Origin of the sequence: Mesorhizobium sp. M8A.F.Ca.ET.202.01.1.1, assembly GCF_004791595.1 — a bacterium.
GTDB lineage: Bacteria > Pseudomonadota > Alphaproteobacteria > Rhizobiales > Rhizobiaceae > Mesorhizobium.
Map to the genome: position 1 here is coordinate 334,408 of NZ_SRUN01000004.1, position 16,064 is coordinate 350,471.

Annotated in this window: 15 protein-coding genes and 1 pseudogene; 9 read left to right on the forward strand and 7 right to left on the reverse strand. The window is 64.3% G+C overall.

The genetic code is table 11. The features are described from left to right. Positions 1-12 precede the first annotated feature (12 nt). Both EN845_RS12255 and EN845_RS35475 read right to left on the reverse strand, forming a co-directional pair. A complete protein-coding gene (locus EN845_RS12255) occupies positions 13-213 on the reverse strand; it encodes a hypothetical protein (RefSeq protein ID WP_127280059.1) in 201 nt (66 codons plus the stop codon). A 78-nt stretch (positions 214-291) separates the two neighbouring features. After that, positions 292-693 (reverse strand): hypothetical protein, encoded by a 402-nt coding sequence (locus EN845_RS35475; RefSeq protein ID WP_167531336.1) that lies wholly within the window; start codon positions 691-693, stop codon positions 292-294. A gap of 33 nt (positions 694-726) precedes the next feature. On the opposite strand from EN845_RS35475, the gene EN845_RS12265 reads away from it, so the two are divergent. Next, positions 727-2,751, forward strand: a complete 2,025-nt coding sequence (locus EN845_RS12265) for an amidase (protein WP_127870148.1) — start codon at positions 727-729, stop codon at positions 2,749-2,751. A 98-nt stretch (positions 2,752-2,849) separates the two neighbouring features. Here the strand turns inward: EN845_RS12265 and EN845_RS12270 are convergent, their stop codons facing one another. Both EN845_RS12270 and EN845_RS12275 read right to left on the reverse strand, forming a co-directional pair. Next, positions 2,850-3,497 carry a ThuA domain-containing protein gene (locus tag EN845_RS12270; protein WP_127870147.1) on the reverse strand — a complete coding sequence of 216 codons (648 nt, stop codon included), beginning with the start codon at positions 3,495-3,497 and terminating at the stop codon, positions 2,850-2,852. Positions 3,498-3,551: 54 nt separating this feature from the next. Further along, positions 3,552-4,574 (reverse strand): LLM class flavin-dependent oxidoreductase, encoded by a 1,023-nt coding sequence (locus EN845_RS12275; protein ID WP_127870146.1) that lies wholly within the window; start codon positions 4,572-4,574, stop codon positions 3,552-3,554. A 189-nt stretch (positions 4,575-4,763) separates the two neighbouring features. Here EN845_RS12275 and EN845_RS12280 point away from each other — a divergent pair. Both EN845_RS12280 and EN845_RS12285 read left to right on the forward strand, forming a co-directional pair. Next, positions 4,764-5,785, forward strand: a pseudogene (locus EN845_RS12280) (CaiB/BaiF CoA-transferase family protein). A 78-nt stretch (positions 5,786-5,863) separates the two neighbouring features. Beyond that, positions 5,864-6,364 (forward strand): peptide deformylase, encoded by a 501-nt coding sequence (locus EN845_RS12285; RefSeq protein ID WP_127870145.1) that lies wholly within the window; start codon positions 5,864-5,866, stop codon positions 6,362-6,364. A 12-nt stretch (positions 6,365-6,376) separates the two neighbouring features. Here the strand turns inward: EN845_RS12285 and EN845_RS12290 are convergent, their stop codons facing one another. The 3 genes from EN845_RS12290 to EN845_RS12300 form a co-directional block, all read right to left on the reverse strand. Then, positions 6,377-6,655 (reverse strand): hypothetical protein, encoded by a 279-nt coding sequence (locus EN845_RS12290; RefSeq protein WP_127277247.1) that lies wholly within the window; start codon positions 6,653-6,655, stop codon positions 6,377-6,379. Positions 6,656-6,756: 101 nt separating this feature from the next. Then, the gene (locus EN845_RS12295) at positions 6,757-8,253 is read right to left on the reverse strand and encodes an aldehyde dehydrogenase family protein (RefSeq protein WP_127870144.1); all 1,497 of its coding nucleotides are present in this window, start codon (positions 8,251-8,253) and stop codon (positions 6,757-6,759) included. Between the two features lie 170 nt (positions 8,254-8,423). Further along, positions 8,424-9,560, reverse strand: coding sequence for an FAD-binding oxidoreductase (locus EN845_RS12300; RefSeq protein WP_127870143.1), 1,137 nt, complete (start codon positions 9,558-9,560; stop codon positions 8,424-8,426). 145 nt (positions 9,561-9,705) lie between these two features. Here EN845_RS12300 and EN845_RS12305 point away from each other — a divergent pair, with 145 nt between their 5' ends. From EN845_RS12305 to EN845_RS12330, 6 genes are all read left to right on the forward strand, one after another. After that, positions 9,706-10,374: an XRE family transcriptional regulator gene (locus tag EN845_RS12305; RefSeq protein ID WP_127870142.1), complete on the forward strand. Its 669-nt coding sequence runs from the start codon at positions 9,706-9,708 to the stop codon at positions 10,372-10,374. Positions 10,375-10,501: 127 nt separating this feature from the next. Next, the gene (locus tag EN845_RS12310) at positions 10,502-12,049 is read left to right on the forward strand and encodes an ABC transporter substrate-binding protein (protein ID WP_127870141.1); all 1,548 of its coding nucleotides are present in this window, start codon (positions 10,502-10,504) and stop codon (positions 12,047-12,049) included. A gap of 17 nt (positions 12,050-12,066) precedes the next feature. Then, positions 12,067-13,083, forward strand: a complete 1,017-nt coding sequence (locus EN845_RS12315) for an ABC transporter permease (RefSeq protein ID WP_127277257.1) — start codon at positions 12,067-12,069, stop codon at positions 13,081-13,083. Next, positions 13,083-13,967: a D,D-dipeptide ABC transporter permease gene (ddpC, locus tag EN845_RS12320; protein WP_127277259.1), complete on the forward strand. Its 885-nt coding sequence runs from the start codon at positions 13,083-13,085 to the stop codon at positions 13,965-13,967. Before EN845_RS12315 ends, ddpC begins: the two co-directional genes overlap by 1 nt. Continuing rightward, the gene (locus EN845_RS12325) at positions 13,964-14,959 is read left to right on the forward strand and encodes an ABC transporter ATP-binding protein (protein ID WP_127870140.1); all 996 of its coding nucleotides are present in this window, start codon (positions 13,964-13,966) and stop codon (positions 14,957-14,959) included. The genes ddpC and EN845_RS12325 overlap by 4 nt, the downstream gene beginning before the upstream one ends. Continuing rightward, positions 14,956-15,966, forward strand: a complete 1,011-nt coding sequence (locus tag EN845_RS12330) for an ABC transporter ATP-binding protein (protein WP_127870139.1) — start codon at positions 14,956-14,958, stop codon at positions 15,964-15,966. Before EN845_RS12325 ends, EN845_RS12330 begins: the two co-directional genes overlap by 4 nt. Positions 15,967-16,064: the final 98 nt, after the last annotated feature.

Sequence of the window (16,064 nt, forward strand, 5' to 3'; positions counted from 1 at the left end):
CGGTGAACCATCCTAAAGATCGAGCGCCACCATCATTCCGCGCACCTCCGCCATTTCCAGCAACAGATCCTGCAGCCTATCGATGGTCAGCGCCGCGCCGGCTGCCGCCGGCAGTTCCGCGATACTCTCCTTCATCGAAATGACGGCGACCCCGGTTCTCTCGGAAAGCAGCCGTGCGATGGCCGTGCGGACAAGCGCGTTCTGGTCAGGCATGATTCCCCTTTCATGCTGTGATGACGGCACCATTTTCTTTCGTGTTATATGCCATTCGCAACTTATGCGAGCATTCATTCACGCTTGCAAGTCGTCTTGTCGATCATTCCGGCAGGATCGGCAGCCACTCAGCAGCGAGAGCGACGGCATCCTGCTGTCATCGGGCTCCATGGCGGCGAGCAGAGCCAGCGGCACTTCGTGCCGGTAAAGACCGATGAAAGCCCTGCCTCCCACGGTTACCGGCAATTCGGTTGATCTGTCGAAAATGGAATACGTGCCTGTCGGCTCGTTCAGTATCTCGAAACGGTACAATGCAAACCTCACCCTCCCCCCGGGAGCCTTGTAACGCGCGTACCCATCAGAGGTTGCAAAAAAAATCGATTTTTTCGAGGACCGCGTGCCGCTGACCTGAAAGGCAGGAACAACAGGCTCGGCAAAGACCTCTGATTGGCTCTTGCCGAAGCCGGCGGCCTCGCTCATCCATGGCGTACGGACAACAGCCTGGGACCCGCGATGACCGACGCCAGCCTTCACCTCGTCGAAGCGACGATCGACGAACTGCGCCAGGCGCTCGACGAGGGCACGGTCACCAGCGTCGAACTCGTCGCGGCCTATGTCAGGCGCATCGCCCATTTCGACCGGCACGGCATCAGCCTCAACGCCGTGCCTGTGCTCAACCCTGATATGTTCGAGGAAGCCGCCGCTTCCGACCAGCGGCGCCGGCAAGGCAAGACGCTCGGCACCCTCGACGGCATCCCCTACACCGCCAAGGACAGCTACAAGGTCAAGGGGCTGACGGTGGCGGCCGGCTCGCCCGCCTTCGAGCATCTCGTCGCCAATGAAGACGCCTTCACCATCGCCCGGCTGCGTGCCGGCGGCGCTGTGCTGATCGGCCTCACCAACATGCCGCCCATGGCCAATGGCGGCATGCAGCGCGGCGTCTATGGCCGCGCCGAAAGCCCGTACAATGCCGACTACCTGACCGCCGCCTTCGCGTCGGGCTCCTCCAATGGCTCGGGCACCGCGACGGCGGCGAGTTTCTGCGCCTTCGGGCTTGGCGAGGAGACCTGGTCGTCCGGCCGCGCGCCGGCCACCAACAACGCGCTGGTCGCCTACACGCCCTCGCGCGGGGTGATTTCGGTGCGCGGCAACTGGCCCTTGGTGCCGACCATGGATGTCGTGGTGCCGCACACGCGCAGCGTGCCCGACATGCTGGAACTGCTCGATGTCATCGTCGCCGATGATCCGGAAACCAGAGGCGATTTCTGGCGCGCCCAGCCCTGGATCAAACTGCCGAAAAGTTCCGAGCTGCGCCCACCGCGTTACACCGATCTGGCGCTGGAGGGGTCGCTCAAGGGCAAACGGCTCGGCGTGCCCAGAATGTATATCGGCCGCGACAGCGAGGCCGACCGGCCGATCGAAACCCGCGCCTCGGTGCTTGATCTATGGGAGCAGGCGGCGACGGATCTGCGTCGGCTCGGCGCTGAGATGGTCGAGGTCGATTTTCCCGTCGTCTCCAACTACGAGCGCGACCGTCCCGGCGCGCGAACCATGGTCGAGCGCGGACTGGTGCCGGCGGACTTCGCCGACCGCGAAATCTGGGACCTCTGCATCTGGGCCTGGGACGATTTCCTGCGCGCCAATGCCGACCCTGCCTTGCCCGATCTCGCCTCTGTCGACGGCCCGAAAATCTTTCCGCAGCCGCCAGGCACCTTGCCGGACCGCTATGAAGGCGGCTTCGACCTGGCGGACTATGTCGAGCGGGCGAAGTCCGGCGTCACGCCCTTCAAGGACATCCCGACCATGGCAGACGGGTTGACGGGACTTGAGGCGACGCGGCGCATCGATTTCGAGGACTGGCTGGACGCCAACCGCCTCGATGCCGTGGTGTTGCCGGCCGCCGCCGATGTCGGCCCGGCCGACGCCGACATCAACGAGGCGTCCGCCGCGCTCGCCTGGCGCAACGGCACCTGGGTCGCCAACGGCAATCTGGTCTGGCGCCATTTCGGCATCCCGACCGTCACCATACCGATGGGCACCATGGCCGACATCGGCATGCCGGTCGGCCTGACCTTCGCCGGCAAGGCTTACGACGACGAAAGGCTGCTGCGCATGGCCGGCGATTACGAACGCTCCACGCAGCGCCGCACGAGCCCGCCGCGCACGCCTGAACTGGCCGATGATGTGTTTTCACGCGGTTCCGCCCAAGCCGGGAATGGCGAAGCGCCCGCGCTCACGATCAAGCTTGCGGCCGAGACGCGGGCTTCGGGCGATCAGGACGAGATCGCCATCACGCTTGATCTGCCCGGCGACGCAGAGGTGCAGAACGCCAGCGTCAAGCTGCATGTCAACGGAGACGCCGTCGCGATGCAACGAAGCGGGACGCGCTTCATCGGGCGTGCGCTCGTTCCGGCCGCCGAGCACCAGCGCCTCCATAGCCCCTGGCGCGGCGCGTATGGCTCGATCGTGACGGCGGTGGTGCGGCTGGAGGATGGACGCACCGCAGGGGCCTATGCGGTTACGGATGGGGTTGGGTAGCGAAGTAGTGAGAAGCGCAACGTCCACCGTCGAGTTCTGTCACGCCCCCCTTTGTCCTGCCGGACAGAGGGGGGCGCCGTAGAGCGCCACCGTTGCCGCTACCCCCGCGCGGCCCACAGCAAGCCGCGCTCGACCATCAGCGCCATTTCCGGCACCGCGAACTCATCCGCGGTGTGACCAAGCGAACTGTAAAAGACCTTGCCCGCGCCATACCGGCGCCTCCAGACGACCGGCATGACGACACCGTCGATGCCGGGGAAATGCGCGTCGGAGAATGTGGTTGTCGCCAGCACTTCGTTGCCCGGGTCGACATGCATGTAATATTGCTCCGACCTATAGGCGAAATCACTGACGCCTTTCGTGATCGGATCGTCCGGCCGGGTGATGACGACGGTATAGTCGATGATGTCGCCGGGGTGCGCGACCCACTGGCCGCCGGTCATGAACTGATAGTCGGGCTCATTGCGAAAGCTGTCGCCCATCGTGCCGTGGAAGCCGCCGAGCCCACTCCCTTGGCGAACGGCCTGCGTCAGGTTCTTCAGCTCGGCCTTTTCGATCGTCGACATGGTGATGACAGGCACGATGAGATCAAATGAGGCAAGGTCCGGGTCGGCGAACATCGCCGTGCCGTGGCCGATCGTCACCGCGAACCCGTTGCGCTCCAGCATGTCGCGCACGACATTGGCGCTGCGCTCAGGCGTGTGGCCTTCCCAGCCGCCCCAGGCAATCAGGGCCTTCTTCGCCATACCGTGATTCTCCGTGAACCGCCCGCAATGGCGGATGGTTACACGGAGCGGCCGTCAGCGCCACCCCAGCGCCGGCGCGACATGGGTGAGGATCGCTTCGATGACATGGGCGTTGTAGTCGACGCCAAGCTGGTTGGGCACGGTGAGCAGCAGCGTGTCGGCCTCGGCGATCGCCTCGTCCTGCGCCAATTCCTTGATCAGCACATCCGGTTCGGCGGCATAGCTGCGGCCGAAGATCGCCCGCGTGTTTTCCTCGATGAAGCCGATCTGGTCGCGGCTCTCATTGCCGCGCCCGAAATAGGCGCGGTCGCGATCATCGACCAGCGCGAAGATGCTGCGGCTGACCGAGACGCGCGGCTCACGCTTGTGCCCGGCCGCCTTCCAGGCCTCGCGATAGACGCGGATCTGCTCGGCCTGCTGGACATGGAACGGCTTGCCGCTCTCGTCGAATTTCAGCGTCGAGCTCTGCAAATTCATGCCGAGCTTGGCCGCCCATTCCGAGGTGGCGTTGGTGGCCGCGCCCCACCAGATGCGCTCGCGCAGGCCCTCCGAATGCGGCTCGAGCCTGAGCAGGCCGGGCGGGTTGGGGAACATCGGCCGTGGATTGGGCTGGCCAAAGCCTTCGCCGCGCAGCGTGTCGAGGAAGACCTCTGCGTGATGCCGCGCCATGTCGGCGTCGGTCTGGCCTTCCTGCGGCTGGTAGCCGAAATAGCGCCAGCCATCGATGACCTGTTCGGGCGAGCCACGGCTGATGCCGAGCTGCAGACGTCCGCCGGCGATGATGTCGGCGGCACCCGCATCCTCGGCCATGTAGAGCGGGTTCTCGTAGCGCATGTCGATGACCGCCGTGCCGATCTCGATACGGCTGGTCTTTGCGCCGACGGCGGCCAGCAGCGGGAATGGCGAGGCGAGCTGGCGGGCGAAGTGATGCACGCGGAAATAGGCGCCGTCCGCGCCAAGCTGCTCGGCGGCGACGGCGAGATCGATGGATTGCAGCAGCGCGTCCGATGCCGAACGCACCTGCGATTGCGACGAGGGCGTCCAATGCCCGAATGACAGGAAACCGATTTTTTTCATGGCCCTGAAGTATATGCCGACGGCACATGCTTCAATGGCGAAAGAGCGGGGTTACGCACCGTCGCCCTCTCGATACCAAACGTTCGCGATAACCAAGGTGCCAAAGGGTCGACCGCTGTGGAGGATGGGATGCTCAGGGGAATCCGCATCGTCGAGATCGAAGCGCTGGGACCGGCGCCCTTCGCCGGCATGCTGCTCGCCGATCTCGGCGCCGATGTCATCGTCGCCCACCGCAAGCACGCGTCCATGCCGGGTGCGCCGGAGCGCTCGCTGCTCGATCGCGGCAAGCGCTCTATCGCGCTCGACCTCAAGGACGCCGGGGACGTGGCCGTGCTGATGCGCCTCATCGCCACCGCCGACGGGCTGATCGAGGGTTCCGGCCCGGCGTGATGGAGCGTCTTGGGCTCGGCCCGGATGCCTGCCTCACGGTCAACCCGCGCCTGGTCTACGGCCGCATGACCGGCTGGGGCCAGGACGGACCGCTGGCCGCCACCGCCGGGCACGACATGAACTATATCGGCCTGTCGGGCGCGCTCTGGTACGCCTCCTTGCCCGGCGAGCCGCCCATGGCGCCGCCGACGCTTGTCGGCGACATAGGCGGCGGCGCGCTCTATCTGGTGGTCGGCATGCTGGCTGGCATCATCAACGCGCGCACCAGAGGTAAAGGCACCGTGGTCGACGCCGCGATCGTCGACGGCTCGGCCCATATGATGAACCTGTTGATGTCGCTCGGCCAGTCCGGCGCGCTCGCAACGGAGCGCGGTCAAAGCCTGCTGGATGGGCCGCATTGGTGCCGCGTCTACCGCACGTCGGAGGGTAGCTTCATCAGCGTCCAGTGCATCGAGCCGAAATTCTACGCGCTCTTCCTCGACAGGCTTGGCCTCGCCGCCGATCCAAACTTCGCCCGGCAGTTCGATCGCGAGCTCTGGCCGGAGCTCGGCGACCGGCTGGCGGCGATCTTTGCCGCGAAACCCCGTGACGAATGGATCAGCCTGTTCGAAGGGTCCGACGCCTGCGTCGGCCCGGTGCTGGGCCCGCATGAATCCGCCCTGCATCCGCATATGGCCGCGCGCGGTACATGGCAGGCGGTGGACGGCGCGCTTCAAGCGGCTGCGGCACCGCGCTTTTCCAGCGCGCGGTGGACGCCGCCCAAATGCCCGGCGCGCGGCGAACACGATGCCGAAATCCGTGCGGACCTGGCGGAGCCGTGATGGCGTCCGTGCTATGCCGGTATTCGCCGGTCGCACGGCCCCACCAGACGAAGATGATTGGCGGATAGGACGAGGTCCATGGCGGTTCGGTCGATCATAAAATTCCCCAATCCCCTCCTCCGTGCCGTGGCCGAGCCCGTAGAGCTGTTCGACGGCGACCTGCACGGTTTGGCCGGCGATCTCATCGACACCATGCACGCGGCGCCAGGGATAGGCATTACCGGCCCGCATGTCGGCATCTTGAAACGCCTGGTCGTGATCCAGCTTCCTTCCGCGGCAAAGCCGGGAATCTATGCAAATCCATCCGTCATCCAGGCCTCGATCGAGATGGTCCGTCACACGGAAGGCAGCGTTTCCATGCCCGGCGTCACCGAGGACATCGAGCGGCACGCCCGCATACGCGTCCGCTATCAGGATCTGGATGGCAATGAGCGGTTCGAGGATGCCGAGGGTCTGCTGGCGGTTTGCCATCAGCATGAGATCGACCAGCTCGACGGGCTGTTCTGGACGCACAGGCTGACGCGCCTCAAGCGCGACCGGCTGATCAAGCGCTACGGCAAGTTGATGCGAGCGTCGTAGGCGCCAGGCCGTCTACTTCCCGCAGTGGTGATCGTTGATCTTGTTTATCGCAAACCCATCCGGGCCTGTCCGCTGGTAGGAGCAGGCCCCCGCGGCCGTCGTGACCAACTGCTGGTCATAATAGCGCGGGCCGCCGAACAGGAAATCGATGAGATCGTCCTCGGCCGGAACATAGCGTTCCTGTTCGCCCTGTTGATTGTGGCGGTGCTTGGCCCCGGCGAATGCCGTGGAAGACATGCAGCAGCCCATTGCGAGGGCAAGAACACAAATCGCCAGCCGTTTGGTCGTCATCGCAAAACACCCTTCTGTTCGGTGTCCATCCTATATCCAAATCCTCAGATGACGAAAAGTTCCTGAACGCGGGCCTTGCCAGCACCTGAATACCAGCACAGCTAGTCGGTCTGGATCCAGACCGACTTGGTCTCCAGATACTCATGCAGATGCTCGATGCCGCCCTCGCGGCCATAGCCGGACATCTTCATGCCGCCGAACGGCACGGCGGGGTCGATGGCATGGTACATGTTGACCCACACCGAGCCTGCCTTGATGCGGCGGGCGAGCTTGTGCGCGGTGCCGAGATGGCTGGTGAAGATGCCGGCGGCCAGCCCGTAGGGCGTCGCATTGGCGCGCGCGACGGCCTCGTCCAGCGTGTCGAACGGCATCGCCGAAATGACCGGCCCGAAGATCTCTTCGCGCGCGATGGTCATGGTGTCCGACACCGCGCCGAAGACGGTCGGCGCGATGAAGTTGCCGCCATCATAGAGCGCGCCCGTCAGCCGCGAGCCGCCGGCGACCAGTTCGGCGCCTTCGTCGCTGCCGGCCTTGATGTAGCCCTCCACCTTGCCGGCCTGCCTGGCATTGATCAGCGGTCCGATTTCGGTTTCCGCCTCGATGCCGTGGCCGACGCGCAGGCTGCCGGCGAACTCGGCGAGCCGCCGCACGAACTCGTCATGGATCTCGCGCGCCACGAACAGGCGCGAGCCGGCAATGCAGATCTGGCCCGAATGCACGAACACCGCCATGGCCGCGATGGGAACAGCCTTGTCGATATCGGCGTCGCGGCAGACGATGATCGGTGACTTGCCGCCAAGCTCGAGCGAGACGCGCTTGAGATTGGTGACGCCCGCCCGCGCGATCGCCTGGCCGGTGAGCGTCGAGCCGGTGAAGACGATCTTGTTGACGTCGGGATGCTCGGCAAGCCGCGCGCCCGCTTCGGCGCCGGTTCCGGTGACGATGTTGACGACGCCGTCGGGCACGCCCGCTTCCTGCATCAGCCGCGCGATCAGCAGCGGCGTCAGCGATGCTTCCTCCGAGGGTTTCAGCACGATGGTGCAGCCCGTGGCGAGCGCCGGCGCGATCTTCCAGATCGAGGCCGCGGTGGGCGCATTCCAGGGGATGATCGCGCCGACGACGCCGACCGGTTCGCGTCGGGTGAAGGTGACGATCTCGCCCGGAATGGAATTGTCTATGGATTCGCCGTGCAGCGCGGTCGCCATGCCGGCGTAGAAGCGCAGCATGCCGATGACGCGGCGCCGGTTGGCCAGCGTGCGCGTGATCGGCAGTCCCATGTCGAGCGTGTCGGAAACGCTGAGTTCTTCCCAATGAGTCTCGAACAGATCGGCGATCCTGAGCAACACGCATTGCCGCTCATAGGGCGAGAAGTTCGACCATGGCCCTTCGAAGGCCGCGCGCGCTGCCGCCACCGCCGCGTCGACATCGGCGGCTCCGCCGCGCGGCACGGTCGCCAGCACATCGCCGGTCGCCGGGTTGAGCGCCCGCATCACCTCGCCGGACTGCGCCGCAACCCACTGGCCGCCGATGAACATCGGCCGGAATTCGCCGTGGTAGAGCGTCGCGGCCTTCGCCCTCGGGTCGAAATTCACCGTCATCTCGTCCTCCTCACGAATTCCATGGCGACTATTACTCCCGGTGGGAGCGACCTCAAGCAAGGAAAGCTGAAAGGGCGTTCTCGACCGGGAGCACGCAGCGCATCGCCCGGGCCCGGCGGTCCTGACGAGGCCACGCGCATGTCCGGCAACATGGGCGCCTCAACAGTCATTCACCTCGGTCGTGGCCCATGAAAGCGGGCCGGCGACAACAGGCTGGGATCGGCGCCTTCGCCAAGAAATGGCTTGGGCAGGTCGCTTCCGGTCACCAGGGCCGCGGTCAGTTGACCGAGCGCGGGTCCGGTCTGGATGCCGTAGCCGCCTTGTCCTGCCAGCCAGAAGAAGCCCTCGACATGGGGGTCCCAACCGACCGCCGGCGTCTTGTCCGCAAAGAACGACCGCAGCCCCGCCCAACTGCGCGACACATGCGTTACCGGCAGCGCGGCGGCCTGTTGAACGCGATCGACTGCGATGGCGATATCGATCTCCTCGGGCTGTGCATCACACGGTTCGCTCGGCGTCTCGTCGGCTGGTGAGAGCAACAGCATTCCCGAGGATGGTTTGAAATAGAACATCTCGTCGGCATCGATCACGCCCGGCCAGTCCTTGGCGTTGATGCCGGGTGGCGTTTCGACAAGCATTGCGGTCCGTCGTTTCGGGACCAGGCCAAGCGGCGTGGCTCCTGCCATGGCGGCCACCTGGTCCGCCCATGCACCCGCCGCGTCGACCAGGACGGGCGCCTCGAAGACGCCGGCCGTGGTCGTCACGGTCCATGTGCCACCAATCCGCTCGATCGCCTCGACCCGAGCATTGGTGACGACCTGCGCGCCCTGGCGGCGTGCGCCCCGCAGAAAGCCCTGGTGAAGGGTGTCGACATCGATGTCCATCGCCGAACGGTCCAGAAACGCGCTCGCCTCGTATTCAGGTCGCAGGATTGGAATGACCGATCGGGAAGCGTCGGGGTCGAGCCATTCGATGGCTGTTGCCGATTCCGCGACCCTCTCGGCAAACAGCGCCTCCAGCCTGGGCCTCTGCGCGGCCGTGCCGATCGACATTGTGCCACGAGGTGTCAGCAAGGGTACGTCGCAGAAGCCGGACGGCGGCTCGAGGAAGAACCGCCGACTGGCGCGCGTAAACGCGCGGATAGCGACGTTGCCGTAACCCTCGATGAAGAGAGCGGCGGACCGTCCCGTTGTGTGCATGCCGCAATGGGCTTCGGCTTCAAGCACGGTCACCTGTCGACCAGCCGCAAGAAAGAAAGCCGCCGAGGCGCCAGCCATGCCGCCGCCGATGATAAGAACGTCCTGCATGGCTTCCCTCTTGCAAGCGCCGGCAACCAAGCAGAATATTTCCGATCGGTCAAACCTCTTTCCTATGATAAAGGCGGCGCCGCTTGCGAGTCGACTTTGTCCAGTCCCAACCCTAGACTGCCGCCAATGTCGAAAAGGGTCCGCCATGAGCGATTCGAAGCCAAGCCTGGGAGAATGCCTCAAACTGCTGCGCCGGGAGCGGGGCTGGACGCTGACGCAGGTCGCCCAGATGTCGGGGCTCGCCATCTCCACCCTGTCGAAGGTCGAGAACAACCAGATGTCGCTGACCTATGACAAGCTGCTGCAGCTTGCCCAAGGGCTCAAGGTCGACATAACCGAGCTCTTCGGCGTGAGAAAGGCCAGCGCCTCCCCCATCGCGCACGGCGCGCGTGCCGTCAGCCGGCTTGAGGACGGGCGGATCGTCGAGACCCCCAACTATGTCTACCGCTTTCTATGCACGGAACTGTCGCGCAAGGAAATGATCCCCATGCTGGGGTCAATCACCCAGCAAAGCATCGAAACGTTCGGCGAGCTCATCCGTCACCCCGGACAGGAGTTCACTTATGTCCTCGAAGGCGAAGTCGAGCTGCACACCGACGTCTACGAGACGCTGAGGCTGAAAACAGGAGAGTCGGTCTACTTCGAAAGCACGATGGGACACGCCTATGTCAGCGTCGGCGACATGCCGGCCCGGATCCTGTGCGTGTGCACGTCGGCATCCGGCCAGTCGGAGCAGACTATCATCAACGGCGCCAAAAGCGTGCGGCCTCATGACGAGCGCGAGACTGTCGACACGGAAATGACACTTGGCTAATTAGAAAAATATCTTTCCTATCAGAAAAATCGGCTTGCCATCCGAAATGCGGGTGTTAGCGTGGGCGAAAGGCATCCCTCGGTCATCCCGTGAGAGATGCAAAACACAAGCTCGAGGGGAGCGCATCATGTTGTTACGTCGCCTGCCGACTTTTGCGGCATTTGCCGCTTTGACAGCCTTGACCTTTGCGGCGCCGAGCTGGGCCACCGACAAGGATGTCCTGGTCATCGCCAAGGCCGAGGATCCGCCCACGGCTGACCCCGGCGTCGAGGTCAGCAACAACGGCTATACGCTGATCTTTCCGGCCTACGAGCGTCTGGTGAAATATGACGGCGCCAAGACCGAGGTGATTCCGGAGCTTGCCGAGAGCTGGACCACTGCGCCCGACAACCTCAGCTGGACTTTCAAGCTGGCGTCGGGACACATGTTCGACGATGGTTCGCCGGTCGATGCTGCAGCGGTCAAATATTCATTCGACCGCGTAAAAAAGCTGGCGGCTGGCCCGGGCGACATGTTCCCGACCATCAAGGATGTCGTCATTGTCGACCCGCAGACCGTGAAGTTCGAATTGTCGGCGCCGTTTGCGCCGTTCCTGTCGGCGCTCGCCACTTCGGCCGGATCGATCGTCAATCCCAAGGCGCAAGAGCACGCGGTCAACGGCGACGACGCGAAGGCCTGGCTCGCCGAGCACAGCGCCGGCAGCGGCGCTTTCAAAATCTCGGGCTGGGAGCGCAACCAGCAGATCACGCTCGATCCCAATCCCCACTATGCCGGCAAGGCGCCGGCTTTCAAGCAGGTCATCTTCAAGATCGTGCGCGAGATGTCATCGCGCCGCCTGCAACTGGAGAACGGAGACGCAGACCTGATCGACCAGGTTCCGGTCGACCAGGCCGAGGCCATGAAATCAAGCGCGGGGGTGGTCATCGAGAGCAATCCCAGCCTCTATGTCGTCTATCTCTATTTGAACAACAAGAAAGCGCCCTTCGACAATCCGAAGGTCCGTCAGGCCATATCCTATGCGGCCGACTACAAGGGGCTGGTCGATGGCGTCATGCAGGGCCAGGCCGAACAGATGCGCGGGGCTGTCCCGGACGGCATGTGGGGCCATGACCCGCAGGGCATGCAGTACAGCTACGATCTGGAGAAGGCCAAGCAACTGCTTGCCGACGCCGGTGTTTCCAATCTGCACATCAGCTTCACCTATTCGCAGGCCGACTCCGCCTGGGAGCCGGTGGGTCTTGCGCTGCAGGCCTCGCTCGCCGAAATCGGCGTCACGATGGATATGAAGAATGTCGCCGACACGACCAAGCGCGAGCTGGTCGCCAAGGGCGACTACGACATCGCGACTGGCGCGTGGACGCCCGATTTCGCCGATCCGTTCATGTTCATGAACATCTGGTTCGACCCGACCAAGATGGGAGCCCCCGGCAACCGAGCCTTCTATGAAAACCCGAAAGTGACAGATTTGATCACCCAGGCGCTCGCGACCGTCGACCAGAAGAAGCGTGAGCAGCTCTATATCGACGCGCAGAAGATCACCAACGAGGATGCACCTTACGTCCTTCTGTTCCAGAAGAACGACATCTTCGCCATGCGATCCTCGGTGAAGGGGTACATCTACAATCCGATGCTGATCCAGGTCTACAACATCGCCGATATGTCTAAGTCCGAATAGAAATCGGCGCCGAAGGCATGTCGCTTATTTCAACAATCCTTCGGCGCCTCGTCTTGCTGGTCTTCGTGGTGGCTGGCGTCGCGGTCATCACCTTCACGATTTCGCATTTGATCCCCGGCGATCCGGCGCAGTTGATCGCCGGTGACAAGGCTTCAGCCGAGACGTTGGCGCATGTGCGCCAGGAGCTTGGTCTGGACAAGCCCGTCACCCAGCAGTTCGTCATATACGTCAAGCAACTCCTGTCGGGCGATCTCGGCCAGTCCTTGCGGACACGGCGCCCGGTGGCCGGCGATATTGCCCTGTTCCTGCCCGCCACGCTCGAGCTCGGCATCGCCGCGCTGGTGACGGCGATCATGATTGGCGTGCCGCTCGGTGTGCTTTCGGCAATCTACAAGGACGGACCGGTCGACCAGGCGGCGCGTGTCGTGTCGGTTGCCGGCATTTCAATGCCGGTATTCTGGTTCGGGCTGGCGCTCATCCTCCTGTTCTATGTCAAGATACCGATCCTGCCGGGCAGCGGCCGCATCACGCTTGGCATCGCCGCGCCGCCGCGCATCACCGGCTTCTTCCTGGTCGACTCGCTGGTCGCCGGCGACCTGAAAGCCTTCTGGTCGTCGCTCTATCACCTCATCCTGCCGGCCTTTGTCCTCGCCTTCGCCAATCTCGGCATCATCACGCGCCAGATTCGGGCCTCGATGCTGGATGTCCTGCAGGAGGATTATGTGCGCACCGCGCGTGCGAATGGTTTGTCGCGATCGGCGGTCATCCTGCGGCACGCCTTGCCCAATGCCCTGATCCCGTCGGTGACGCTGCTTGGCCTCGCCTTCGGTGATCTGCTCTACGGCGCGGTGCTGACCGAAACGATCTTCGCCTGGCCAGGCATGGGGAGTTATGTGGTGTCATCGATCCAGACGCTCGATTTTCCCGCGATCATGGGCTTCACCATCGTCGCCTCGCTGGGGTACGTGCTGATCAATCTCGCGGTCGATCTGACCTATATGGTGCTCGACCCACAGATCAGGGAACTCGGCTGATGGCGGCGGATGGCATCGTCACATCGCCCCGGCCGGCTGCGCGGCTTCGCGCGGGACGGTTGTGGTATCGCGTGAAGGAAAGTCCTCTCACTCTGGTCGGCGCCGCGATCGCGCTGGCGGTGCTGTTTGTGATCATGGCCGCGCCCCTGCTGGCGCCCTACCCGCCCGACAAGATCTCACTTGCAGCACGGCTTGCCGCGCCCAGCCCGCAGCACCTCTTCGGCACCGATGAGGTCGGGCGCGACCTGTTTTCGCGGGTGCTCTTCGGCGCGCGCGCGTCCTGCGGCATCGCCTTTGCCATCGTCATCATCTCGACCTTTATCGGCTCGATCATCGGCTGCCTGTCCGGCGTTGTCGGCGGCATCGTCGACACCGCGATCATGCGTCTGATGGATGTCTTCCTGGCGCTGCCGGCACTCATCCTCGCCATGGCGCTGGCCGCGGCGTTGGGACCGAGCCTGTTCAACGCCATGCTGGCCGTCGCCGTGGTGCGGGTGCCCGCCTATGTGCGGCTGGCGCGTGGGCAGACGCTGTCGCTGCGCAACCGCACCTATGTGAAGGCATCGCGCAGCTTCGGGGCTTCGCCCGCCTATATGCTGCGCTGGCACATACTGCCTAACGCCCTGTCGCCCATCATCGTTCAGGCGACCCTGGATCTTGGTGGCACCATCCTGACGGCGGCGGCTTTGAGCTTCATCGGCCTCGGCGCCCAGCCGCCGACGTCTGAATGGGGCTCCATGGTGTCGAGCGGGCGCAACTATTTCCTCGACCAGTGGTGGTATGTCACATTTCCCGGCCTGGCCATTCTGATCAGCGCCATGGGTTTCAACCTGCTGGGCGACGGATTGCGCGACATGCTCGATCCCAGGCTGGGTGGCCGATGACCGAACCGTCCGGCGATGTCCTGCTCGAAATCTCCGACCTTTCGCTCGAGTTCCGCACCTATCGCGGGCCGATCAAGGCGCTGAACGGGGTCAGCCTCAATGTCCGTGCCGGCGAGATCGTCGGCATCGTGGGAGAATCCGGGTGCGGCAAATCGGTGACCATGATGGCGGCGACGCGGCTTTTGCCCAAGGGCAGCGCGCACATCACCGGCGGCGGCATCCGTCTGTTCGGCAACGATCCGATGACACTCAGCGAGCGTGAACTCCAGCATGTGCGCGGGCGGCTGGTGTCGACCATCTTCCAGGAACCGATGAACGCCCTCAACCCGACCCGACGGATCGGCGAGCAGATCGTCGAAGTCATCCGCCGCCACCAGCGTCTCGACAACGCGGCCGCGACGAGCAAAGCCTCAGGGCTGCTGCGCGACATGCTGATCAGCGAGCCGGAGCGGATCATGCAGGCCTATCCGTTCGAGCTTTCCGGAGGCATGCGACAGCGCGTGCTGATCGCCATGGCCTTCTCCTGCGAACCCAAGCTCATTATCGCCGACGAGCCGACGACGGCACTCGACGTGACGGTGCAGGCGCTGATTCTGGGCCTCATCAAACACAAGGCGATGAGCACGGGAACGGCCGTTGTTTTCATATCGCATGACATGGCCGTGGTGTCGCAGCTTTGCGACCGGCTCTACGTGCTTTACGCGGGACGGGTCGCGGAAGCCGGAACGACCGCGTCGGTGCTGGCAGCGCCAGCCCATCCCTACACGCGCGCCTTGATACGCTGTCTGCCGGGGCTGGCGCCACCCAAGCAGCCGCTGGAGCAGATCCCCGGTACCTTGCCCGACCTGCTTGACCCGCCTGCCGGCTGCCTCTTTCGAGCGCGCTGCCGCGAGGCGAATGATCGTTGCGTCTCGGTACCGCCGCTGGCTGCCATGGAGCCGGCCCGCCGCGCCGCCTGCTGGCGCCGTATCGAGGAGACGCAAGCCGCGTGACCAAGCCTCCGCTCCTCTCCGTCGAAGACCTGGAAGTCCGCTACCGTGTCACCTCGGGCTGGTTCGGAGGCGCCGACGTCCATGCCGTCAACGGCGTGTCGTTCAGCGTGGCCGAAGGCGAGACGGTCGGCATTGTCGGGGAATCCGGCTGCGGAAAGACCACGCTTGGGCAGGCGATCCTCGGCCTGACCGACATTTCCGCCGGTGCCATCAAACTCAGGGGAACTGAACGGGACCGCGCACGGCGCACCCAATTGCAGATCATCTTCCAGGATCCCCAATCGTCGCTCGATCCGCGTCTTCCGGTCTGGCGCCTGATCACCGAACCTCTGCACATTCGCGGCGGCTACACCCGCAAACAACTGATCGGGCGCGCAACCGAACTGGCCGTCTCGGTCGGCTTGCGGCCGGAGCACGTCGATCGCTATCCGCACGAGTTCTCGGGCGGCCAGCGCCAGCGCATCGCGATTGCCAGGGCACTCGCCGTTGAACCGGCGCTGCTGGTCCTCGATGAGCCGACCTCGGCGTTGGACGTGTCGGTGCAGGCGCAGATCGTCAATCTGCTGCTGTCGCTGCAGGCGGAGCGCAAGCTATCCTACGTGCTCATCTCGCATGACGTGTCGCTGGTGCGCCACGTGGCCGATCGTGTCGCCGTCATGTATCTCGGCCAGATCGTCGAGGAAGGCCCGACGCTCGATGTGCTTGACGCTCCCAGGCATCCCTATACCAAGACGCTCCTCGATGCCGTTCCGAGTTTCGACCGTCCACTGACCTCGATCGCACCGCGCGCCGGCGAATTGCCGAGCAACCGAACACTGCCGACCGGCTGCTTCTTCCGCGAGCGCTGCCCTTCCGCGACGACCGGCTGCGAACTGCCGCAGGTTTTGGCACCCGCCGACGGGTTGCGAACAGTCCGCTGTCATCTGGTCACGCGCGCAACCGATACGGCGGTGCCGCGCACGGCGCCGCGACCGGTATTTTCCTCCCCGAATGATGCGATTGCTTAGAGCAATTCCAGGAAAAGTGCGTAGCGGTTTTCCCGGGAGAAGCGCGTAGCGCTTCCCCTTGGGAATTGCGTAAAAACAAGAAGCTAGAGCGGGTCGGG